This window comes from Bdellovibrio sp. ArHS (genome assembly GCF_000786105.1).
In the GTDB taxonomy this organism is placed as follows: Bacteria; Bdellovibrionota; Bdellovibrionia; order Bdellovibrionales; family Bdellovibrionaceae; genus Bdellovibrio.
In genome coordinates this window covers 61,185-82,614 of the sequence record NZ_JTEV01000021.1, presented here as the reverse complement: position 1 = coordinate 82,614, position 21,430 = coordinate 61,185, and the positions used below count along the sequence as shown (strand labels likewise).

Sequence of the window (21,430 nt, the reverse complement as noted above, 5' to 3'; positions counted from 1 at the left end):
TGATGGAATCAGGCGGTCTTTTTTATATTTTGGTTTTTCTAGTAGCGGCATTGGTCTGCGTGCCAATTTGCAAGCGGTTGGGATTGGGGTCGGTCTTGGGTTACCTTCTGGCGGGAATGATCATCGGCCCTCACGGACTGAAAGTGATTGTCGGTGTCCAGGATATCATGCACCTTTCCGAATTTGGCGTTGTGCTGTTGATGTTTCTTATTGGCCTTGAACTTGCGCCAAAGAAACTTTGGGATATGCGTGTTTCCATTTTTGGTCTGGGTGGTTTGCAAGTAACCTTGGTGGGTGTCACGATCGCCTTGCTCACAAAAGTGTTTTTCGCGCAAAGTATTGCGGTTTCAGGATTGGTGGGAATGGCCTTTGCGTTGTCGTCAACGGCCCTCGGTCTGCAACTTCTTTCCGAAAGAAAGCTGTTAACGACCACGGCGGGTTCGTCGGCATTTTCGATTCTGCTTTTTCAGGACATCGCTGTGATTCCCATGATCGCGATCTTGCCTTTAATGACATTGAGTGCGGGGGAGTCATCCAGCCACGAGAATCCTTGGGGTCATGTTTTGCAGGTGGGGATGATTTTGACGGCCGTCATTGTTTTCGGTCGTTTGCTGCTGCGTCATCTTCTGCGTTGGATTGGCTCTTTGCATTTGCGCGAAATATTCACCGCCTTTGCGCTATTCTTAGTGATTGGGATGTCCTTTCTGATGCAAAAGTTAGGACTTTCGATGGCCTTGGGGGCCTTTTTGGCCGGAGTGCTTTTGGCGGATAGTGAGTATCGCCACGCTCTGGAGACTGACATTGAACCTTTTAAAGGGTTGCTGATGGGGCTGTTCTTCATGTCCGTCGGTATGAGTGTGGATCTGATGAAGGTTTTTGCCAGTCCCGGTCCGTTTTTGCTTTTAGTCTTGCTGGTCTTTATCATAAAAACCGCCTTGCATGCGGGATTGGCTTTTTTGTTTCAGTTGCCGCGAACCCAGGTTCCCTTCTTTGCAATCCTCCTGTCGCAGATCGGAGAATTCGCTTTTGTTTTGATCGGGACGGCACAAGGATTGCGGGTTCTTGATCAGGCAACCACGGGAACTTTAACGGCCATTGTGGCTTTATCCATGTTGTTCACTCCTTTGGCTGTTCTTATTTACGATAAAATTTATCTTCGCTATTTTTCGCGAAAATCCCCCATGGAAGAGGAAAAAATCGAAGATGAACACAGTCCTGTCATTATTGCCGGCTTCGGTCGTTTCGGGCAGATCATCGGTCGTTTGCTTTATGCCAACAGAGTGAAAGCCACGGTTTTAGATCACGAGCCCAGTCAGATCGAAATGCTGCGGCGTTTTGGTTTTAAAGTCTACTATGGCGATGCGACCCGCATGGATCTTTTGGAGGCGGCGGGGGCTCGTCATGCTCAGATTCTGGTTGTTGCGATCGACGATATGGACGACGGTCTAAAACTGATTGATGCGGTTCGCGAGACCTTTCCGCATTTAAAGATTTTTGCCCGGGCACGGAATGTAGCTCACGTTTATGCTTTGATGGATCGGAATGTTTTTAATTTCGAACGAGAAGTTTTTGAATCGTCGCTAAGAATGGGATCGTCCATTTTACGGTCTTTGGGATGGCCGGCTTATCAAAGTGTGATTGCCGCCAATATTTTCCGGGATCATAATAATCAGATGCTAGAGGATTTGCATCATCGGCAAGGGGATCCTGACGACATGGTTTCGCGCTCGAAACAGGCGCGGGATGATCTGGAAAAAATGTTCCAACAGGAAAATCAGTATCTTGAACGTACGGAATCTTGGAGTAATGAGCAGTGAAGCAGTTGTTTTTCGTTTTTGTATTAGGGGTGGCTTCGGCCTCGGCGGCCTATGCGAATCCCTGCCAGGAAAAAAAAGGGGCCCTGGATTTTGGTTCTGGAACCACCAAGGCCTTTGCGGCGATTGTGGATACCTGTCAGAAAAAAATCGTTTCGGTTCTTTATGAAGAGCGTTTACCTCTGGCGTTGAATGAAGCGTTAGAAAAATCACCGAAAAAAGAAATTCCGGTCGAAACCGTGCAAGAGGCCCTTCCTCAGATTAAAAGAATTGTGAATCAGATGACGCAGCTTGAAGTCAAAAATATTCAAGCGGTGGCTACGTCGGTATTTCGCGTGGCCAAAAATGGGGCGGCCATTGCCCAGATGATTTTCCATGAAACCAAGGTCCCCATTCAGGTGATATCACAAGAACGCGAGGCCGAACTTGGATACTGGTCTGCTTTGGCCCAAAAAGCGGTGCGACCTTCTGAGACAGTCATTGTCTGGGATATTGGCGGCGGTTCGATGCAGATGTACTCGCGTCAAAAAAACAAAGCCCACATCTATCAGGGCAATTTGGCTTCGGTGACTTTTAAAAATCAGATCCTGCAGATTCTCCAATTTAAAGATCCGGCGCAGGTGTCTTCTCCCAACCCTTTGGGCCGGCAGCGCGAAGCGGCCGTTCAGCTCGCGAAAAATCACGCCTATTTAAATGTTCCTACTTACTTCAAAGAAAAGGCCGTGGTCGCTCGCTGGATTGGTGTCGGCGGTGTTCTTTCCGCTTCAGTGCAAAGACAAGTCAAGGCCGGAGCCACAGACTTCACTGTATCCGAATTGGACGAGACTTTAAAAAGACAGGCCGTTTTGCGTGATGATCAACTGTCGGGAAGTTACAAAATTTCTGACGTTTCGAACCTTGCTCTGGTGTTGGGCTACATGCAAGCACTGAAAATTGGCAAAGTCGAAACGGCCCAGGCTTCGTTAGGACAGGGGCTGCTCTTCTATAATCTGAATAAAAAATAGACGGCCTATTGAATGTTGAGGATGGCCGCCGCCGCCGCTGGCGTTGGCATGTCCTTATCGTTCAGTACAATGACTTCGCCGCCATGACGAATCACCTCACAGGCGATATCATCCAGAATATCATCATCCTTGGCGTCTTGCTGCTTTTCATGAAAGGTGATCTCGGCGCTGCCCCGGTGCAGGTGTCCCCAGATTTCGCTATTGTCGCGCAGGAAAAGAGTTTTCACTTTGCCACCCAGCGCCGCTCTGGAAATTTTAATCAAGTCATCAATCAACCGTTTTTGGCGAGCCATTTCGTCAATCTCTAAAGTGGAAAGATTGCGCTGTTGATTTTGATTTTTTTGAATGTGCAGATTCGCCTGATGCAGAATGGCCTCGACGCGAGGAATGCCTTTAGCCGAATCTATTTTGCACAAAACAGGTTCTGAATGTGACGAGATTTCCTTATAGGCATGAAAAATGGTTTCGCTGGTGAAAATAAACAGAGGCAGGGTTTTGTAGCCCGTCTCTTTGGCCACTTTCGACTCGATCCATTTCAAAAACAATTTACCGCTGGATTTTTTCTTCAGATGACTGTCCTGGGTGCCGCGGCCTCGAGATTGTGACTTCAAATGAGGAATTTGGAAGGTTTCTGTTTCGTCCTGATGTTTCCAGTGCATGCTGTTGCTGTGTTGTCCCTGGTGATAAAGGAACGTGTGGATCTCGCTGCCGCGATGGCCGTCGCAGTTAAAAAGCACAGCTTCTGTGGGGGTTAAAACCAGGGCATGATAAGTGTTATAACCTTGCAGATCCTCAAGCAAAGGCTTCAGATGAAAAGATTCGGCGACAACGACCTTTGAAGGCAACTCGTGACCGGCGACATAATAACCCGTCCAGTGCTTATTGACGAAAATAGCTAAGCCTTCTTTTTCGTTTGCCAAAAACTCTGAAGGATTAAAGTTATAAAGAGCGTCCAAGAGTTCCTGGTGGCGTTCTTTGTGCTCGTCATAAGAAAGCAGATGCACAGCTCGTCGTACCAAGGCCTCGTATTCCATCTGCAGAGTTTTTAGCGGCATGGCAGGAATATAGATGGAGATGCAGGGGCCATCCTGGACTGAGGTAAGACGTAAAAGATCATCGTGAGTCATCTTTTCAATCATGCTTTTATTATCCTCTTAGAAGTTGGGGAACTCAAAAAGTCATTTGACAGTCCAGTGTGAGGAGTCATGTGGGGAAAACATCTTGAATTCGCTAAGATGAAAGAAGCCCCTCAACCTTACAGCAGAGAGGATGAACATGAAAACTTGGATTGTCGTCGTCAACCGTTGTGAAGCGAAGATATTTGAACATGGCAACAACCGCTCCGCAGATGTGCAATTTGTCACAAAACTGGCGAATCCCCGAGGGCGTTTGAAAGCTCAGGATATCAATGCCGATAAACCGGGAAGTTTTGTCTCAGGTTTCACGAATCATGGCACGGGCCGAGAGAAAATTGATTCACCGACTGAACATGTCGCCCAAGAGTTTGCCAAACAGGTCAGCGACTTTCTTTATGATTCTTCCCAACAACATCTTTTCGAAGAACTGATTTTAATTGCCGAGCCGCAGTTTCTGGGACGCTTGCGCGGCCTTTTAAATAAAGAAGTTCGACAATGTATTGTGCAAGAGATTGCGAAGGATCTTGTGAGTGCCGCGACCGTCACTGATTTGAAGGACCGCCTTTGGCCGTCTTCGGATTTACGCTCTGCAACTATCTAATTAGCCAGCTAAGTGGGCGAGAGAATTTACTGCGGGCGCTCTTCGGAGCGCGTGCCGCAGTGAGGTCATAAAAAATCTTTGTTTTGCAAATTGGTGGACACAAGTAAGAATCAGGTCCATGTCAAAACACGTCTTATTCTTCTTGTTACTCCCTCTTTTAACAACATGCCCTTCTGCCGCAGCCACTCTTCAGGAAGCCTATCAAGCGGCTCTGCAAAAGAACGAAACTGTGGGATTGGAAAATTCGAAAGTCACCCAGGCCAAAGAACGCGTCTCTCAGCTTCGGGGCGGTTTGCTGCCGCAGATCTCTGCCAAGGCCACCTACTTTATGCAGCCCGAGGCAAAAGATCCTTTGGCACGCGAGATTTTTCCAGACAAACAAACCACGGTGGCACTTTCCGCCAATCAGGTTCTGTTTCGCGGTCTTCGAGAGTTCGCGGGTCTGCGCCAGCAAAAAGATTTATTAGGTTCCCAAGAAGAAGCCCGCAATCAGGCGTTGTTGCAGCTCTATCAAGACGTGGCGAATTCTTATTTGAATATTCTGGCATTGGAACAAGATGCGAAGAATCTGGAAATGCAAATTACACTCTATGACGAGCGTGTCGCAGAACTCAGTGGCCGAGTTCGTCGCGGCGAATCCAATTCGACAGAGGTTCTGACCGCGCAATCGACCCAGGCCAGTCTAAAAGCCGAAGCCCAGATTGTCAGTGGCAATTTAAAAATGGCCCGCGAGGTATTTTCGTTCGTGACTGGTTTGCCGGCGACGGAAGTTTTGACTGATCCGGCGTTGACGAAGGATAAAAACATACAGGATTTGAGCTACTATTTGAAGCGAGTTGAAGAGCGCTACGACGTAAAGTCGGCACGGTTGCTTTTGCAGGCGGCAGAAGAAGACGTGCGTATTGCCAAGGGCGCTCATTGGCCTTCTTTGGATGTTGCCGGGAATTACTATCTAAAGCGTCCCGAAGGGTTCAGCGAGGATTTGAAATGGGATGTGCAGTTCACTTTGACTTTGCCTCTTTTTGAAGGCGGAACGACGCAGGCGCGCGTGCGGGAGTCCGCTTCCAAAAGAATCGAGGCGGATCTGACCTTGGCGCGTTTGCGCCGTCAAGCCGAACAAGAAATTCGCTCTTACTATGAAAACTATCAATCCCGTCTAAAGCAAGTAGAGGCTTTGGCAAAGGCCACCAGTTTGTCCCAGAAAAACTATCAGGTTCTACAGCGTGACTATCGTCGCGGCTTGGCGCGCAACGTGGATGTGCAAATCGCCTTGACGGACTTCCGGGTGGCCTCTCGAGCCCTGGATCAGGCACGTTTTGCGTCTCAATCGGAATTAGTGCGTTTGCAAATAGCCGCGGCTGAAATGTTGGCTCCCTCTGTGAAGGAAAATTAAAAAATGACTTTATCTGATTTATCAATCCGTAGGCCCGTCTTTGCGTGGATGTTGATGTTTGGTTTGATTGTCTTCGGGGCGATCAGCTTTATGCGCATGGGGGTGAGTGAATTGCCCGATGTCGATTTCCCCGTGATTTCGCTTTCGGTAAGATACGAGGGCGCGGCCCCGGAAGTGATGGAAGCGGATGTGATTGACCCCATCGAGGATGCCTTGATCAGTATCCAAGGGGTTAAGAACATCACTTCGATCGCTCGCAATAGCACGGCCGATGTGACTATTGAGTTTGATCTTGAGGTCAATATCGATGTGGCTTTTCAGGACGTTCAAGCGAAGATGGCACAAATTCAAGGAGCGTTGCCACAAGCCATGGATCCTCCGACCGTGATGAAGATCAATCCGGAAGATTTTCCTATCATGTGGTTGTCCGTTTCCAGCAATGACATGCCTTTGCAGGACATGATGGTCTATGTGAACGACCAGATCCGAGACCGGCTTACCACGGTCCCGGGTGTAGGAAATCTGTGGATGCCGGGATATCTGGAGCCCAATCTGCGGGTCTGGATTCGCAATGAGGATTTGCACAAGTACGCGCTGTCAGTCTCTGACGTGGTGTCCACTTTGCGCAATGAACATGCGGAACCTCCGGCCGGTCGCGCCGAATACAATAAAACGGAATACAGCCTGCGTACTTTGGGCGAGGCTAAAAAGATCGATCAGTTTAATAAAATTCTGATCAATTCGCGTGGGGGAGGTCCCAACTACAGTCCGATTCCTTTAGAGCGTGTTGCCGACTTTAAGGAAGGCACGGTCGATGTTGTCCAGTTCGCGCGGGCCAACGGAAAATTCGCGGTCGGCCTGGGAGTCGTAAAACAGCGCGGTTCCAACGCCGTTTCCGTTGCGCATGCGGTGAAAGATCGTATTGATGAAATTCAAAAGACCTTGCCTGAAGGTATGCAGATTGTCGTCAACTATGACGGGACCAAATTCGTTGAAGAATCAGTCCATGAATTAGTGCTGACGTTGATTCTTGCGGCGATCCTAACTTCGTTGGTCTGCTGGCTTTTCTTGGGTTCGTGGTCTTCGACTTTCAACGTTTTGTTGGCCATTCCGACCTCTGTATTGGGAAGTTTCATTATCCTGTACTTTGCCGGTTTCACGTTGAATATCTTCACCCTGATGGGGCTGAGTCTGGCGATCGGGATTGTCGTCGATGATGCGATCATGGTTCTTGAAAATATCATTCGGCATTTAGAAATGGGCAAAAAGAAAAAAAAAGCCGCTCTGGTCGGCGCGCGCGAAATCACTTTTGCGGCCATGGCTGCGTCCGTCTCTTTGGTTGCGATCTTTTTACCGATTGCTTTTATGGAAGGTTTGATTGGCCGCTTTCTTTTTCAATTCGGTGTGACCATGAGTGCGGCGGTGATGATCTCGCTTTTGGAAGCGTTGACCTTGACACCGATGCGGGCCTCTCAGTTTGTGGAATCAGGAGAAAGAACCACGCGGATCGGTCGCGGGTTTGAATCTGGATTCCAGCGTCTGCATGATCTTTATACGCGCTCTTTAAAGGTTTCGTTAAATCATCGTTGGAAAGTTATCGGGGCTTCGTTGGTGTTTTTTGTTGTCAGTTTCGGATCCGTCGCCTTTTTAAAAGGGGAGTTCCAACCAGCTCAAGATCAAAGCTCACTGATGATTCAAATTAGCAACCCGCCGAAGTCCGCGATTTCTTTTACCGACGAAAAGGTGAAGATCATCGAAGACTTTTTGCACAAGCGCTCTGAGGTCAAGTCGACCTTCGTGGCGGCCGGCGGTTTCACGGGCGGAGAAGCGAACAATGCCATCATTTTCGTGGATCTTAAGCCCAAAGGTGACCGCGGCAAAGATGCGGAAAAAGGTAAAGAACTGTCCCAACAGCAATTCATTGAAGTGGTTCGTGACTATTTAAATAAAACCATTCCCGACGCGAAACCTCAGGTGCAGGATCCTTCCACACAGGGCTTTGGCGGCGGAGGCGGCAAGGGGTTCCCGGTCGAGTTCAGCATTCAAGGCCCGAACTGGAACGAACTGGGAAAATATTCCGAAACTATTGTGGAAGAGTTGAAAAATAAAAAGATCATGACCGATGTCAGCTCAGACTATCAGGCGGGGGCTCCTGAAATTCAGGTGATTCCCAATCGTCAAAAAGCGTCTGATCGCGGTGTCAGTGTCATTGCCATCGGCGAGGTGTTAAATGCCATGATGGGCGGGGTGGTTGCCGGGAGTTACGAAAAAGGTGGCCATCGTTACGACATCCGCGTAAAAATGGCTGACAATGGACAGGCTCCTCACGAGCGCATTCGCCAGTTAAAGGTGCGCAACAATCGCGGTGAACTTGTGCCTATCGCTGACGTGGTGGACATTAAAGAAGCCTCGGTCGCATCCACGATCTCGCGCAAGAATCGTCAGCGCTCAATTATTATCTACGGAAATATGGGGCCGGGGCTCAGTCAGCAGCAGGCGTCGGATCAAGCCATGGAAGCTGCTCGAAAGATTCTTCCGGCCGATTACAAAGTTATCATCAGCGGTTCTGCCGAAGAGTTTCAGCAAAGTTTTATCAGTTTGATTTTTGCTTTGGTGCTGGGCTTCGTCGTTGCCTACATGGTCTTGGCCTCGCAGTTTAATAGCTTTATTGATCCGATCACGGTTTTTATGGCATTGCCTTTCAGTTTTTCGGGGGCGTTTCTGGCTTTGTTGGTTGGGGGACAGTCTTTAAATATCTTCAGTATGATCGGTTTGATCTTGCTTATGGGGATTGTGAAAAAGAACTCCATCCTGTTGGTGGATTTTACGAATCAGCGTCGAGATATCGAAAAGGTGCCTGTGACTCAGGCCCTGATTGAAGCTTGCCCCACGCGTCTTCGACCGATTTTGATGACGTCCTTTGCGACCATAGCCGGAGCCGTTCCCGCGGCCTTAAGTCTGGGGCCCGGAGCAGAAGCTCGACAACCTATGGCCATTGCGGTTATCGGGGGCGTCTTGGTTTCAACCTTCCTGACCTTGTATGTCGTGCCTTGCGTGTACAGTTTGTTTGCTCGTTGGGATCGTCGCGAAAGACACTCCGACGAGATCGAAGCTTGATGTAACATCATAAATGACAAACTGGCTCTTGCGAAATCAAGAGCCTTTTTTATTTGCCCCAAAGCGAGTGGTCAAATTGCCCCGTCGAACGCTGACGCCTTAATGGTATTCGTCAGGATTTTTCGGGGTTTTGCTCCATGCCGGTGGATCACTGGCCGGGAATGACTCCATCGAACTTTCGTTGACTTCATCATATTCGTCCTCGTCGCGATAGGTCTGTCTTCGTTTGCCAGCTGACGCTTTTTTTGCAACTGTCATTGAAGCCGCAGCTCCCAGGCAAACACCCAATGATAATAAGAAGAGTCCTTTTAGTGTGCTCATGCTCTTCGTTGATGCAAGATCGGGCCCACCGTCAATTAACACGTTACTTTTTTGTCAATTGAGCTTCCCAGGAAGGCCCAGCAGCATAAGAGCACTAACAAAACAACAAGGAGAATTCATGAATACAAAACAATGTGCATCCGCTTTATTACTGGCGGCGTCCTTCACCTTCGCAACGGCTCACGCGGCCACTTACACCGATGGTGAGATCATGGAAATTGTGAAAGTCGCCAACGAGGCGGAAATCGATGCTGGTGATGTGGCTGAAGATAAAGCTAAAAATTCAGAGGTGAAAGACTTTGCCAAGCACATGATGGAAGAGCATAAGAAGAATAAAAAGGAAGGGAAGTCCGTTTCCAAGGATAATAAGATCAAAATGAAATCCAGCGCGAAAAGCAAGGAAATGGAAAAAGACGCCAAGAATAAGTTAAGCGGTCTTAAAAAAATGAAGGACGAGAATTTTGATAAGACCTATATTACTCAACAAATCGAAATGCATCAGACCCTGCTGTCAGAGCTTGATTCCAGTCTGATTCCTTCAGCCCAGGATCCAAAACTAAAAACCTTCTTGGAAGAGACTAAAACTCATGTCCAGGATCACTTGACCAAAGCGCAAGAGATTCAACAAAAGATGGCGCCGACAAATCAAAGCATGTAGTTTTTTTCAAGCCGCCTTTGTTAGGGCGGCTTGAAAAGTTTAGTTTTTAAAGAACGAAAAATAGGCGATCACCGCCACCACCACTCCCGCAATAAACATCCAGACAGAATGGGCGAGGAAAAACTTGAAAGGCGTGGGAATGTCTTTTTGATTCTTGTCTTTTTCTTCAGGCATATTTCCTCCGATACCGGCAGTATCTCGCAAGGAAAAGTGCTTTGTAAATTTGTAGCTTCGCAAAAGAAAAGGCTCTTTGCAGAGCCTTTGGCATTCAATCGAAATCTAAAGTGAAATCGGCGTGAAGGATTCCGTTTTATCGTTGAACTCCAGAAGTTCCCCTTTTTCAATGTCAAAATAGATCCCGAGAAGTGTCAATCCGCGGGTTTCAATGGCTTCGGCAACGAAAGGGAAAGAACGAAGATTTTCTAAGGAAGTGCGAATGCTTTCGTGTTCGCACAGTCGCCACAAGGGAACAGAGTCGTCCGATGAAGCTAAAGCAATGGCTCGCGTCTTGGCGGGCTCGGCAATTTTCACCCATTGCTGAAGGAAGCCTCCGGCCATCGTGTTTTCGGGATTTAAGAGTGCACGGATGCCGCCGCATTGGCTGTGACCTAAAACAATGACGTTCTCCACTTTCAAGTTCACAACGGCAAATTCGATCGCGGCGCTGACCCCATGACGACCGCCATCAGGATCAAAGGGAGGAACCAGATTCGCCACGTTGCGGACGACAAAAAGCTCTCCAGGCCCCGAAGAGGAAAGAATCGCCGGATCGACCCGAGAGTCTGAGCAACCGATGATCAAGGTTTTAGGAGCCTGAACACCATTTTGAAGTTTGCTGTAGACAGAGTCATCCCCTGCGTAAAATTTTTCTTTGAATTGTCGAAAACCGGTTAGAAGGCGAACTATTTCTTTCTTCAACATGTCTCGTTTTATACGCCAGATAGAGGAGCGTCACAAGTTCCACCCTCGGTTCATTGCGTCACGCCTAAACTCCTGTTTTATTGACTGAAAGCCACCTCAACCAAGCTGATGAAGGCTCTTCGATCTGAGGTCATTCGTTCGGTCGAAAAAAAACAAACATGTAATTTAGTTGGCGTTCAAGATATCCCGAACTTCCTTGGGGCTTAAATAGTAGGTATTACGAAAATGCTGAGCGATGCGCCCGCTCAGTTTTAGCATGCTAAGATCAACGCCCATTTTTTGCAGCTCTTTTATTGCGATCAGAGTTTGTTGAGGACTGGGCTTGTAGTGTCCACTTTGATCGCTGAGTTCACGTAGAACTCCTGCATTGAAAGCGGCCGTTCCAGCAAATAGGACATCTTCGCCGGCGGAAAGACTTGAATGATGAAATCGACCCCGTTCCTCAAAAGGCAGAATGAAGATGCGAAGATCTTTGTCGATCACCAAAAGGGCGCTTTCAAAACTTAAGGACTCGGCATCAAAAGGGGAGTCCGCTTTTTTTCCGTTGCGGTGAACCAGCAGCCCATTTTGAGGGATAAGCTCAAAAGCGTTTTTTTCCGCCATCGAATAGTAGTGCACTTGCCAGGGTTTTTGGGTGACGGGGTCTATATACAGTCCTCGGTCTTCGCCCCTGTAGCGTGAATCCATGGAAATCAGGGGGACAGCGGGGGACGACAGAGTCTCAGAGAAAAGATTTTGGCAGAGGGGCGGTGCTGCGTGGCCCGCGGGGAGGTTGCTCAGTCCCGTTGCCAAAAAAAGAACCCAAAAAAGCAGCTTTGATAAAAAGTTCGACATGAATATGCACTCTATATTCGCTTATTGCGTTTTAAATAGTCCACTGGCGGAGAATGCAGGACTGATGCCGAAGACGAGTCCCCTGGGGCGGTTCGCAGCCATTGCGACACGACTCTCTACTCCTCCTCCTGGTTCTGGTCTGCCCTTCATGGGATGGTCTCGATCCTGAATATCCATCGCCCAAGAAAATCGCTGATTCAAAGGAAGCAGAGATCATCTGTTTTCTGTGCGACATTTTTCCGGTGTAGGTTGAATAAGACCAATTGAAAACTTCGATATTCGTGGCAGGCTTCGTATCGAAAGCAAGGGGCCTGTTGCAGCAAATTGGTTGCTAAGTTGCGCCGATAGCGGATCTTATTCCTTTAGCGAAGGCATTCATTTTTGCAGAGTCGTTCAGCAGTTCAGCCCGTAGTTTCGAAGATATCTCCAGCTGTACTCCATTGGTTATGGCTCTATTGACTATATTCTCGAGATTTTCGCCTTTAAAACGACGGCTCGGGAACTCAACGTCGAATCCGAGCTTTTGAAGTACAACTGCTAGCCGCTCGGCAACGATTTTATTAGCACCACCTATAGCGATGGAGCTCGCATTATCATCTTTAAACCCATGTATTGAAATGCCCAACGTACTGACTCTCATTAAAGCCAAAGCTTGCGGTTCATCAAAATGATCACTCGTGATATGTAATTCGAAATTTCCGGATTTTTTAATTCCCTCAAATAAATAGAGATTGAGTGAGTTTCTGGCCACAGCACGTGTGATTTCGCTTGTTCCAAGTTCAATTCGACCCGCATGAGGCGCAATAATCGTAACCGAGCTACCGACATATTCCTTTACTGTTTGAAAATCGACACCCTCTACTTCCGATTTTTTAAGCGCTAAAAAATTTTCGTATTTATCGCCGGAGGGCGTGGTGAATAACGAAGTCCAAGAGCTCTGTCCCGCAAAACTCATTGATGAAATTAAGAAATAAAATATTGTGAAAGCTTTGGCTGGCATCAAACTATTTCCGACACGTTGGCGGCAGATTCCGCGCATAAAAAAAGCCGACTCGAAAGTCAGCTTCTTTACCTCAACAGCTCAAGTTAGTATGTGGGTTCGAGTACTGTTGGAATTGGTGCGGGTGGAGGGACTTGAACCCCCACGGACGTGAATCCAAGAGATTTTGAGTCTCTCGTGGCTACCATTACACCACACCCGCGTGAGGGATAATTTTTAAAGAAAATGACCCAAATAGACAAGTTCTTTTTTAAAAAAGAGTATTCGAAAGCAAAAAAAATGCGCTGTTTAATTTTAAAATGCCTAAAAAGATGGCTAAAATCGAATTTAAGTGAGCTCGTCCTGTCCTGAGAGAGTCTCACTCCCAGGACAGACCTTAACGTCTAATTTATTAGAAGATTATTTTTGGCAGGTGAATTGGCTGGAAGCCAAAGTGGCCACCCAAAGGGCCTTAATTTTGTTTTGCGCTTTCACTCGAACAAGTTCGTCGCCGTCATAGTCAAGACCCAGTTGCACCACCATGTTGACACCCTTCAAGGCATCTTCGCCCGTTGTTGAGGCGGGCATGTCTTTGCTGTTGAATTTAAAAACTTCGCCATTTGAAAAAAGATTTTCGGAGTGGCTGAAGAAGGCATAGGTGTTTTTATTCTCTTCGTTCACGCGAAAAATTTCCGCGCCACCATAAGCCTGGATGTCTGAGTCCGGCCCGATGGAAGAACCATTTTCCGCTAGAATTTCAAAGACCTTCGCAGAACCTTGCAGTTGAACACTCTTTAGAGTGTCGCCGTCACGAACGATGGTCACAGAGCACGGAGTCCCATCAATACCACGCCCTTTGAGAGTTTGAACCTGAGGCGCGGCGATGGATTCAAGAGAAGCCAAAACAGTGAGGGTTGTAATTGCGGTTTTCAAGAGTTTCATAAAACTACCTGTTTTCCATTTGCAATGCAGTGACATCGGCAAGAACGCAAGAGTAGTTCTTTTTGCCCATGCTGACTAGGGCTGCAGCACATTTAATATTTCCTACTTGTTTCAAAGCTCCGCCTGTTCTTTGCGAAGGGTCGATTTGAAGGCTGTCGTAAAGGAACTGGGCAACTTCACCTTTAAGGGCTACGTCAGCAGCTTTGTTCTTCTTCACAATTTTGATGTCAGCGGTGTTGTCGCCAATCATCATCGCAAAGTTATCACGTTGTGCTTCGATAGAGACCGTAGTCTTATCTGAACTTAACTCAACTGTTGAGCCTGTGCCGCCAAGAGCTTGGTAGACTGCCGCTGCCATTTTATCGGAATTTTTTGCTGGCATAGACTGACCGGAAGCTCCGTCGACGCCGAATCCGATAACGGTGAACGTTGCTGACTCCGCCGCGTGCGCTTGCAGACCGCCAAGAAGAGCGATGAGTGCGAGAGTATTTTTTAACATAAAAACCTCCTTAAGGTTTTGTTGGGGGGGGGCTGTTAATTATAAATTTAAAGCTTCAATAAGACGTTGATTCGCGGGAGCTTGAGGGCCGGACTGCAACGTCTTTAAACCAATGTGAGAGCCATCGGGAAACTGACAAAGAGAAACCTCGGTGTTTGTGCCCGTAAGAATGCCAATTTCGATGTTTCCGCCGAAGTGCTCACAGTCAGGTGCCGAATTCCCAAGCAGTGTGCTGACGGCTTGCATGTTTTTGCCATTCTTGACGGCGTGAAATAGTGTCCATGCGGAGATCTGAGCTTCACCGAAAGAGCAAAGACCCAACTGGCCATTAGAAACCTGAACGGTTTTATTGAGACCGCCCAGTTTTTTACAAAGAATCGCTGCGGGGTTTCCGCCACCAGAGATCACAATCGGTCCGGCGAATGCTGAAAAATTCAAAGAGAAGAAACTAAGCAGAATGATAAAATGTTTCATGTGTGTACCTCGTGTGAGTGGGTTTATAGCAGCTCATAACGCGCTATGATATATTTATTTTATAAAATTTCATCGTTGTTTATTAATGATTGATAAAATAATTTACGGTCATGAAAACCCTGTTTGATTTCGACAACTATCAAGACTTTCTCAGTTTTTACGTTTCCAATCCCGAGGCACCACGAGGACTGCGTACAGAGCTCGCCAAAGCCATGCAGTGCCAGGCGGCTTATCTCTCTCAGGTTCTTAATGGCAAGGCGGAACTGACGGAAGATCATGCGTTTAAGCTCGTGAATCACTTGGGTTTTTCAAATATCGAAAAAGAGTACTTTACGTTGTTAGTTCGTATCAGTCGGGCGTCAGGTCACGATTTGCAAGAGTACTTGAAAAAGCAAGCCGCCGCTTTAAGCAAGGTGGCTACTAAAGTGGATTATAAAGTGATTGCCAAAAATTTGCGTGAAGATGAAGACTTTACGAAGTACTACTTTAGCTCTTGGATTCCCTCCACGGTTCATATCGCAACCAGTTCGCCCCACTACCAAACCACTGCGGCAATTTCCCAACGCTTGGGCCTTCCAGAAAAGAAAGTTCTCGATTGTCTGCAGCTATTGGCGGAAAAGCAGCTGGTAGGCCGAAAGGGCCCCGGGGAGTGGGTGTACCAGGGGGGAAATATTCATTTACCCAAAAGTTCACCTTTGGGAGTCAATCATCAGATTCACAACAGACTGCAGGCGATTAAATCTCTTCAGACGGGCGACGACAAAGATCTTCACGTGTCAGCCGTATTCACCATGGATAAAGAAGGTTTTGAAGCGCTGAAGAAATTATTTTTAGATTCCATCGAGAAAGCGAACAAGAGAATCGCGGCCAGTGGAACAGAAGAGATTTACGGAATGTGCTGGGATCTTTTTGAAGTGTCTTGATTAAGGACCTTCGCCAACAGCGAAGATCCTTGGTGTTACAACTTCAGAGCTTCCAGTTGTTCGCGAATCCAGGGCAGATTGTCGCGAAGATCTGTGAAGATACCCACGCCATGGCAGACCCGCGAGTTCTTTTCGTCTTTCGTGCGGTGATCTACTCCCATCGAAGTAATACCGACAAGAACCAACCCCTGCGGGGTTTTGGCATAAAGAGGACCGCCAGAGTCTCCTTTGCAGACACCGTTGTCCTGTTGTTCCAGGACAAGGGTTTGCGGAATTTTAATGACGTGATTCGCTAACGCCAGGTGAAAGCGGTCGGAAATTCGTTCGCCCGACGCCGTGGTGAAACGAAGAAGGCCAGAGTCTTTAGTGTTTTCATTGGTGACGCCGTAACCCGCCATGACCAGGGTGTCTGCTGCATTGATTTGAAAACCTGCCGAGGGCAGTTCGCGAACCTTATAGCCCGGTGCTAAGCCCCCGCGAAATTTCAGAATAGCTAAATCATAGGACGAGTTCGTCCAGCTTGTGTTTTTGCTGTAGATATAGTCGTCGGGAATCGCTCTTTGCACAACCATTCGCAGGGTTCGCTTGGGTGCATTCAGCACGCAATCTACGTTATTGGAAAACGCGATCACGGTGGTCCCAGCGAAGCGCTGGGTGCAGTGGGCGGCCGTCAACACTTTGTCGTCGTCAATCAAAGTTCCGGTGCAGACACTTTCTTTTTTATCGTCGTCTATATGTACGACCATCACAGTGCTAGAACTCAATTCATTGCCAGAGCCCAGAGTTTTGCCGCCCACGATTCCGAAAGAATGACCAGAGACTTCACAAGAGGTGGGCTCTGTATTGGCCGTGAGGTTTTCACCAGTTCCGCCACCGCCTGCACAAGCAGCAAGAGTCGATAGCGATAAAGCCAGAGAGCATAGACGCAAGAAGGGCTTGAGCATTCAGGGGGCTCCTTAATCCTTATATAGAGAAGATGTTTTAGCAGAATCCTTGATCGCTCAGGGGCCAAATGGCTCCATTTGCAAGATTTTCAGAAACCGTCTTGTAAGTTGTCACATTTGTGGTCAGGGCCGGGAAGGGGGTTGTGGCAGGTAGGGTCCCACTGTCTTTAGATATCAATAACTTAGACGTTGGGGACGATTTTCGGCCCCGTTGGCATCAGGCTTGCTCTACGCCTGAATGACTAAAAAAGGTTTTTTAAACCAGTACCACGAGGAGACCTTATGAAAAAGTATTTCTATATCCTTGCGGCCTTGAGCATAGCGCCGACTTATTCGCTAGCTCAAAGCTTAGAAAGTGATGTTGATGCGGAGCTTGATCAAATGTATTCAAGCCAGCAGGCCGCACCAGCAGCCGCTTCTGCTCCCCAAGCAGGAATTGGCAATGCAGCCCCTGTCAGCGGACAGCCTATCTATATATTGAATCAGGCGACTCCGACTTCCAATGCTCAGTTGCAACAATCACAAATTCAAAAACAACCCACAACTGTGATTGAAGCCTCTCCATTGACAGAGTCCCGCGCGGAACAAATCCGTCGTGCTCGTCAAGATGCTGAGCTGCAAACAGAACAAAGAATCGTTGAAAAGCTTGAGCAGTCTCGTATGGAAGACGAGAAGAAACGTGCCGGCGTTCTTTTTGGTGATAAATTCAATCAGTTGGATCAGACCCAACAACAACCTCAACAGCCACAGCCCGTCGCTGTTCAGCCTGTTCAGGTTCAACAAGTTCAGGAGCCCAAAGAAAACACTCGCGACATCGTTCGTGAAGAAATCGCGGCGGCGATGAAAGTGGAAGAAGAAGCTCCTTTGGCGCCTCTTGAGACTAAATACGTAGCAGGTATCTTGGGTATCGGTGACTATCCAGACACTCGCCAAGTAAAAGGAAACTACGCTCTCGGTGTGGCATTCGGTACTAAGTACGATAACTTCATCGTTGAAGGTTCGTTCCTTTACTCTAACTACACAGTAGAAGGCCAAGGTTATTACACAGGCAACTACGGTTATGGTTATGGCTACTCTGGTGGCACTTACATCCCAGACTCTATCGACGTGCAACAGTACACAGGTTCTTTGGCGGCCAAAGTTCAATTGTTCTCTGGTATCATCAAGCCCGTATTCGGTGGTGTGGTTGCTTACTCGTACCGCGGTTACTCTTGGGATAACAAAAATCCTTATGGGTACGTGAACGATACTAAAGCCAACTCACATGCTATCGATATCGGTACTGTGGTGGGTGCAGACTTGGAATTCTCTCCGAAGTATTCTTTGGGTGTGGATTTCCGCTACATGTGGAATCTTTCCAGCCGTGTAAACGCGGATAGCAACACATGGATTTCTAGACCTGAGTACAGCAATTCGCTCGAAAAATTGCAGTACTATGTGATGTCTCTTGTCGGACGCGTAAATTTCTAATCTAATAGAAGAAGTTAATTATTAATTCCTCAGTGGTTTACAAGCCCCGCCCTTAAAAGCGGGGTTTGTTTTTTTGCTCCGCTGGACTTTAAGTCCGTCTTGCCTCATAGTGGGCCTATGAGATTTCTTCTTGGCCTTTTATTTTCCATCCAAGTTTCTGCTGCCACCGTCGTTACGGAAACTGTCGGGCAGGCCGCAGATCATGTAGTGACATCGCGGGAAGTGCAAATCTCGATGGTCATCGAAAATATTCTTTATCCTCCCAAAACACCTTTAAAGGGTCTGTATGAAGTGCGTCCGGGGCAGGCGGAATTTCGCAATGCCGTGACGTCGGTTTTGCTGGAATCGGTTTTGGCCTTGGAGGCAGAAAACTTCAATGTCGCATCGATTTCGGAAAGTGAAATTTCCGCAGCGATAAGCAAGGTTGAAAAGGCGGTGGCCGGTAAGACCTACTGGAGTCAACTGGAAGTGTCCTCGGTCCTTTTAAAGAAACTGGTGACACGAAAGCTAACGGCGAAAAGTTTTTTGGCGTTTAAGACGAGCTCGATGTCAGGCATCATCACCGATCAAGAGGCGCAGGCCTATTACGAAAAGAATCGGGTGAAATTTGGCAGTCATCCTTTTTCATCATTTAAAGACAACATCAAATCGTTCCTGGCACAACAACAGTTGGAAGAGCGCATTCGCTCGTGGTTTGAAGTGATTAAACGCAAATACAAAGTGCGAACCTTTCATTCGGAATAATTATGAACATTCGTTCTCTTCACAGTTCTGATAAGCCCGCAATGCGCGCGTTGGTCGAGGCTGTTCACACTCAGCAAGGGTTGCTGGCGCAGTTTTATTGGCCGCCAGATCTTTTGGGGGCAGAACTGGCGACGGCGGAAGCCGTGGGCGTTTTCGAAGGTGAGGCTTTGGCGGGTTTTATTTTGTATCGGGAACTGCCAGACGCCTGGGAGATTTCCTTGGTCGCCAGTCACCCTCGCTTTCGACGACAGGGCTATATGGAAAGACTGTTTACGTATGTCATTGCTGCAAAGGGTCAGGAAAGGCAGCTATGGCTAGAGGTTCATGAGGAAAACCTGTCGGCACAAAAACTCTATGAAAAACTAGGGTTTAAGGAGGTTCGTCGGCGCCCAAGGTATTATGCTGACAGTGGCACAGCCATTTTGTACACGCTTGAGTGAGTTCCTTCATCTCGGCCCGGGGAAGGTCAGATAAACCCTTGCATTATCTGGATTTTCTTGCTAGTTTCAGAGTCGTTCTCATGGGCCCAGCAGGCCCATTTTTTTTTGCCGCGGCGGCGGCGGGTTGAAACATCGACGGATGATCGACCAAAGCAATTCCCTCTGACAGTTGGATTTTTTGCTCGCGTGCGCTGCCGTGAACTGGACTCGTGCGCGCTGAAGTAAGTGTGCTATAGAAGGATTGCTGTAAATGTCACAAACCCCCTCGTGGATGGACAGAGTAGAAAAGATTGCCAACGATGTGGCAAACCGTGAAGGTTGCCTGCTTTATGATATCGAATTCGTTGGCGTGGGTAAGGGCAGAACATTGCGCGTTTTCATCGATAAAGAAGATGGAAGCGTTTCGCTGGATGATTGTTCCAATGTTTCTAAAGGTCTGAACGTCGTTTTAGATGCTGATGAAGATATTATTCCTGGTGAAGCCTATCACTTAGAGGTTTCCACTCCAGGCTTGGATCGTCATTTGAACAAACCTTGGCATTTCCAAAAAGTCGTAGGTAAAAAAGTGTACATCAAAACCTCCAAAGCTTTGGAGAGTGTTGGTGTCACAGATAAGAAGTGGAAGGCGACTAAAACTGTCGAACAGGTTTTAGAGTCTGCGGATAACGAAGGTGTTCGATTTGTCGTGGATAGCGTCGAGATTAAAATTCCTTACGCTCTGATCGACAAAGCAAAATTGGTATTTGAATTTACTAAAGGTCAAAAAAAGTAACGAGAGAGGAAAGTCATGGCTGAAAATATGTTTTCAGATCTTTCTAAAGTGATTGATCAAGTCGGAAAAGACAAAGGTATCGACAAGCAAGTTGTTATCGATGCAATCACTCAAGGTATGTTGGTAGCTGCTCGTAAGAAGTACGGTACTTACCGTGAAATTGAAGCCGCTTATAATGAAGACACTGGTGAAGTTGAGCTTTTTGAGTTCAAAGAAGTTGTTCCTCGCGAAAAATTCATCGATGAAGAAGTGGAAATTCCTTACGACGAAGCGCAAAAGTTGGATCCGAATGTTCAGCTAGACGACTCTATCGGTATTAAGTTGGAAGCTTCTGATTTGGGCCGTATCGCTGCACAAACCGCGAAGCAAATCATCATGCAGAAAGTGCGTGATGCGGAACGCTCTATCATCTTCAATGAGTTTGAAGAGCGTAAAGGTGAAATCGCTTCTGGTATTGCTCGTCGTGTGGAAAAAGGCGCCATCGTTGTCGACTTGGGTCGTACGGAAGCGTACATCCCACCACGTGAACAAATCCCTGGCGAACAATACAAGCCTGGCGACCGTATTCAAGGTTACTTGTCAGAGGTCCGTCAAACAACACGCGGTCCCCAAATCATCATGTCGCGCGCAGATGAGCGCTATTTGATGAAACTTTTTGAAATGGAAGTTCCAGAAATCTACGATGGCGTGGTTGAGATCATGGCGGCGGCTCGTGAGCCGGGTCAGCGTGCAAAAATCGCGGTTCGCTCTAAAGACAACTCTGTAGATCCAGTGGGCGCTTGCGTGGGTATGAAGGGTTCTCGTGTACAAAATATCGTCCAAGAACTTCGCGGCGAAAAGATCGATATCGTTCCTTGGGACGAAGATATCACTCGTTTTGCGTGCAATGCCTTGGCTCCGGCGGAAATCTCTCGCGTGTTCCTAGATGATGCCAATAAAGAGATGGAAATCGTTGTTCCAGATTCTCAATTGTCTTTGGCTATCGGTAAACGTGGTCAAAACGTGCGCTTGGCAGCGAAGTTGACGGGTTGGAAATTGGATATCATTTCTGAATCTTCAGCCGCTTCTCGTACTGCAGAATCGATCTTCAACTTGATGTTGATTCCAGGTATGAGTGAAACCATGGCGCAAAACATCTTCCAATCTGGCTTCGGGTCATTCCAAGCTGTCGCTGCGGCGGGGGTTGAAGAGTTGATGACGATTCCTGGTTATGACGATCCAGATAAAGCTGAAAAATTGTCGAAAGAAGCAAAAACATTGGTTGCGAAATACGAAGCTGACGGTGTTCCAGTTCCAACAGCTCCAACAGCAGCCAAGGACAACAAATCAAACGTTTCTGCCAAAGCCCAAGCGGACGCACTTCTTAAGCAAGAATTGCAAAAACTTGACGCTCAAGAAGCGGATGAGGAATAGGCCGGAAGGCCTGACGCCGGTGAACATCGGC

22 protein-coding genes and 1 tRNA gene are annotated in these 21,430 nt (G+C 47.6%); 12 read left to right on the top strand and 11 right to left on the bottom strand.

Annotation, left to right across the window (positions count from 1 at the left end; genetic code table 11):
* Positions 1–2: 2 nt before the first annotated feature.
* Together kefC and OM95_RS12345 are read left to right on the top strand one after the other, a co-directional pair.
* Positions 3–1,817, top strand: coding sequence for a glutathione-regulated potassium-efflux system protein KefC (gene kefC / locus OM95_RS12350; protein ID WP_041874323.1), 1,815 nt, complete (start codon positions 3–5; stop codon positions 1,815–1,817).
* Complete coding sequence (locus OM95_RS12345; protein ID WP_041874321.1) at positions 1,814–2,818, top strand: hypothetical protein; 1,005 nt, start codon at positions 1,814–1,816, stop codon at positions 2,816–2,818. Before kefC ends, OM95_RS12345 begins: the two co-directional genes overlap by 4 nt.
* Before the next feature lie 5 nt (positions 2,819–2,823).
* On the opposite strand, the gene OM95_RS12340 is transcribed toward OM95_RS12345, so the two are convergent.
* A complete protein-coding gene (locus tag OM95_RS12340) occupies positions 2,824–3,957 on the bottom strand; it encodes a hypothetical protein (protein WP_041874319.1) in 1,134 nt (377 codons plus the stop codon).
* Between the two features lie 136 nt (positions 3,958–4,093).
* Here OM95_RS12340 and OM95_RS12335 point away from each other — a divergent pair, with 136 nt between their 5' ends.
* The 3 genes from OM95_RS12335 (at position 4,094) to OM95_RS12325 (ending at position 9,065) form a co-directional block, all read left to right on the top strand.
* Positions 4,094–4,555, top strand: a complete 462-nt coding sequence (locus tag OM95_RS12335; protein WP_041874316.1) for a host attachment family protein — start codon at positions 4,094–4,096, stop codon at positions 4,553–4,555.
* Positions 4,556–4,673: 118 nt separating this feature from the next.
* Positions 4,674–5,948 carry a TolC family protein gene (locus OM95_RS12330; RefSeq protein WP_041874314.1) on the top strand — a complete coding sequence of 425 codons (1,275 nt, stop codon included), beginning with the start codon at positions 4,674–4,676 and terminating at the stop codon, positions 5,946–5,948.
* A 3-nt stretch (positions 5,949–5,951) separates the two neighbouring features.
* A complete protein-coding gene (locus OM95_RS12325; RefSeq protein WP_041874312.1) occupies positions 5,952–9,065 on the top strand; it encodes an efflux RND transporter permease subunit in 3,114 nt (1,037 codons plus the stop codon).
* A gap of 99 nt (positions 9,066–9,164) precedes the next feature.
* On the opposite strand, the gene OM95_RS12320 is transcribed toward OM95_RS12325, so the two are convergent.
* Positions 9,165–9,386, bottom strand: a complete 222-nt coding sequence (locus OM95_RS12320; protein ID WP_041874310.1) for a hypothetical protein — start codon at positions 9,384–9,386, stop codon at positions 9,165–9,167.
* A 118-nt stretch (positions 9,387–9,504) separates the two neighbouring features.
* Here OM95_RS12320 and OM95_RS12315 point away from each other — a divergent pair, with 118 nt between their 5' ends.
* Positions 9,505–10,044, top strand: coding sequence for a DUF4142 domain-containing protein (locus OM95_RS12315; protein WP_041874307.1), 540 nt, complete (start codon positions 9,505–9,507; stop codon positions 10,042–10,044).
* A gap of 39 nt (positions 10,045–10,083) precedes the next feature.
* On the opposite strand, the gene OM95_RS17330 is transcribed toward OM95_RS12315, so the two are convergent.
* From OM95_RS17330 to OM95_RS12280, 8 genes are all read right to left on the bottom strand, one after another.
* Positions 10,084–10,218 carry a hypothetical protein gene (locus OM95_RS17330; RefSeq protein ID WP_291516278.1) on the bottom strand — a complete coding sequence of 45 codons (135 nt, stop codon included), beginning with the start codon at positions 10,216–10,218 and terminating at the stop codon, positions 10,084–10,086.
* A 105-nt stretch (positions 10,219–10,323) separates the two neighbouring features.
* Complete coding sequence (locus OM95_RS12310) at positions 10,324–10,965, bottom strand: carbonic anhydrase (protein ID WP_041874305.1); 642 nt, start codon at positions 10,963–10,965, stop codon at positions 10,324–10,326.
* Between the two features lie 165 nt (positions 10,966–11,130).
* Entirely contained in the window at positions 11,131–11,799 is a 669-nt protein-coding gene (locus OM95_RS12305; protein ID WP_041874302.1) for a hypothetical protein, read from the bottom strand.
* Positions 11,800–12,130: 331 nt separating this feature from the next.
* Complete coding sequence (locus OM95_RS12300) at positions 12,131–12,799, bottom strand: poly-gamma-glutamate hydrolase family protein (protein ID WP_291516326.1); 669 nt, start codon at positions 12,797–12,799, stop codon at positions 12,131–12,133.
* Positions 12,800–12,915: 116 nt separating this feature from the next.
* Positions 12,916–13,001: transfer RNA gene (locus OM95_RS12295), tRNA-Leu, on the bottom strand.
* Between the two features lie 197 nt (positions 13,002–13,198).
* Positions 13,199–13,720 (bottom strand): hypothetical protein, encoded by a 522-nt coding sequence (locus OM95_RS12290; RefSeq protein WP_041874299.1) that lies wholly within the window; start codon positions 13,718–13,720, stop codon positions 13,199–13,201.
* A gap of 4 nt (positions 13,721–13,724) precedes the next feature.
* Positions 13,725–14,219 carry a hypothetical protein gene (locus OM95_RS12285; protein WP_041874297.1) on the bottom strand — a complete coding sequence of 165 codons (495 nt, stop codon included), beginning with the start codon at positions 14,217–14,219 and terminating at the stop codon, positions 13,725–13,727.
* A gap of 39 nt (positions 14,220–14,258) precedes the next feature.
* Positions 14,259–14,693 carry a DUF333 domain-containing protein gene (locus OM95_RS12280; RefSeq protein ID WP_041874295.1) on the bottom strand — a complete coding sequence of 145 codons (435 nt, stop codon included), beginning with the start codon at positions 14,691–14,693 and terminating at the stop codon, positions 14,259–14,261.
* 110 nt (positions 14,694–14,803) lie between these two features.
* On the opposite strand from OM95_RS12280, the gene OM95_RS12275 reads away from it, so the two are divergent.
* The gene (locus OM95_RS12275) at positions 14,804–15,616 is read left to right on the top strand and encodes a TIGR02147 family protein (protein ID WP_041874292.1); all 813 of its coding nucleotides are present in this window, start codon (positions 14,804–14,806) and stop codon (positions 15,614–15,616) included.
* Between the two features lie 35 nt (positions 15,617–15,651).
* Here the strand turns inward: OM95_RS12275 and OM95_RS12270 are convergent, their stop codons facing one another.
* Complete coding sequence (locus tag OM95_RS12270) at positions 15,652–16,560, bottom strand: trypsin-like serine protease (protein WP_041874290.1); 909 nt, start codon at positions 16,558–16,560, stop codon at positions 15,652–15,654.
* Positions 16,561–16,842: 282 nt separating this feature from the next.
* Here OM95_RS12270 and OM95_RS12265 point away from each other — a divergent pair, with 282 nt between their 5' ends.
* The 5 genes from OM95_RS12265 (at position 16,843) to nusA (ending at position 21,399) form a co-directional block, all read left to right on the top strand.
* Positions 16,843–18,030 carry a hypothetical protein gene (locus OM95_RS12265; protein ID WP_041874287.1) on the top strand — a complete coding sequence of 396 codons (1,188 nt, stop codon included), beginning with the start codon at positions 16,843–16,845 and terminating at the stop codon, positions 18,028–18,030.
* A gap of 117 nt (positions 18,031–18,147) precedes the next feature.
* The gene (locus tag OM95_RS12260; RefSeq protein ID WP_041874286.1) at positions 18,148–18,774 is read left to right on the top strand and encodes a hypothetical protein; all 627 of its coding nucleotides are present in this window, start codon (positions 18,148–18,150) and stop codon (positions 18,772–18,774) included.
* A gap of 2 nt (positions 18,775–18,776) precedes the next feature.
* Positions 18,777–19,214, top strand: a complete 438-nt coding sequence (locus tag OM95_RS12255) for a GNAT family N-acetyltransferase (protein WP_041874283.1) — start codon at positions 18,777–18,779, stop codon at positions 19,212–19,214.
* 250 nt (positions 19,215–19,464) lie between these two features.
* Positions 19,465–19,986, top strand: coding sequence for a ribosome maturation factor RimP (rimP, locus tag OM95_RS12250; RefSeq protein ID WP_041874280.1), 522 nt, complete (start codon positions 19,465–19,467; stop codon positions 19,984–19,986).
* A 15-nt stretch (positions 19,987–20,001) separates the two neighbouring features.
* Positions 20,002–21,399 (top strand): transcription termination factor NusA, encoded by a 1,398-nt coding sequence (nusA, locus tag OM95_RS12245; protein ID WP_041874278.1) that lies wholly within the window; start codon positions 20,002–20,004, stop codon positions 21,397–21,399.
* The last annotated feature ends 31 nt before the right edge of the window (positions 21,400–21,430 follow it).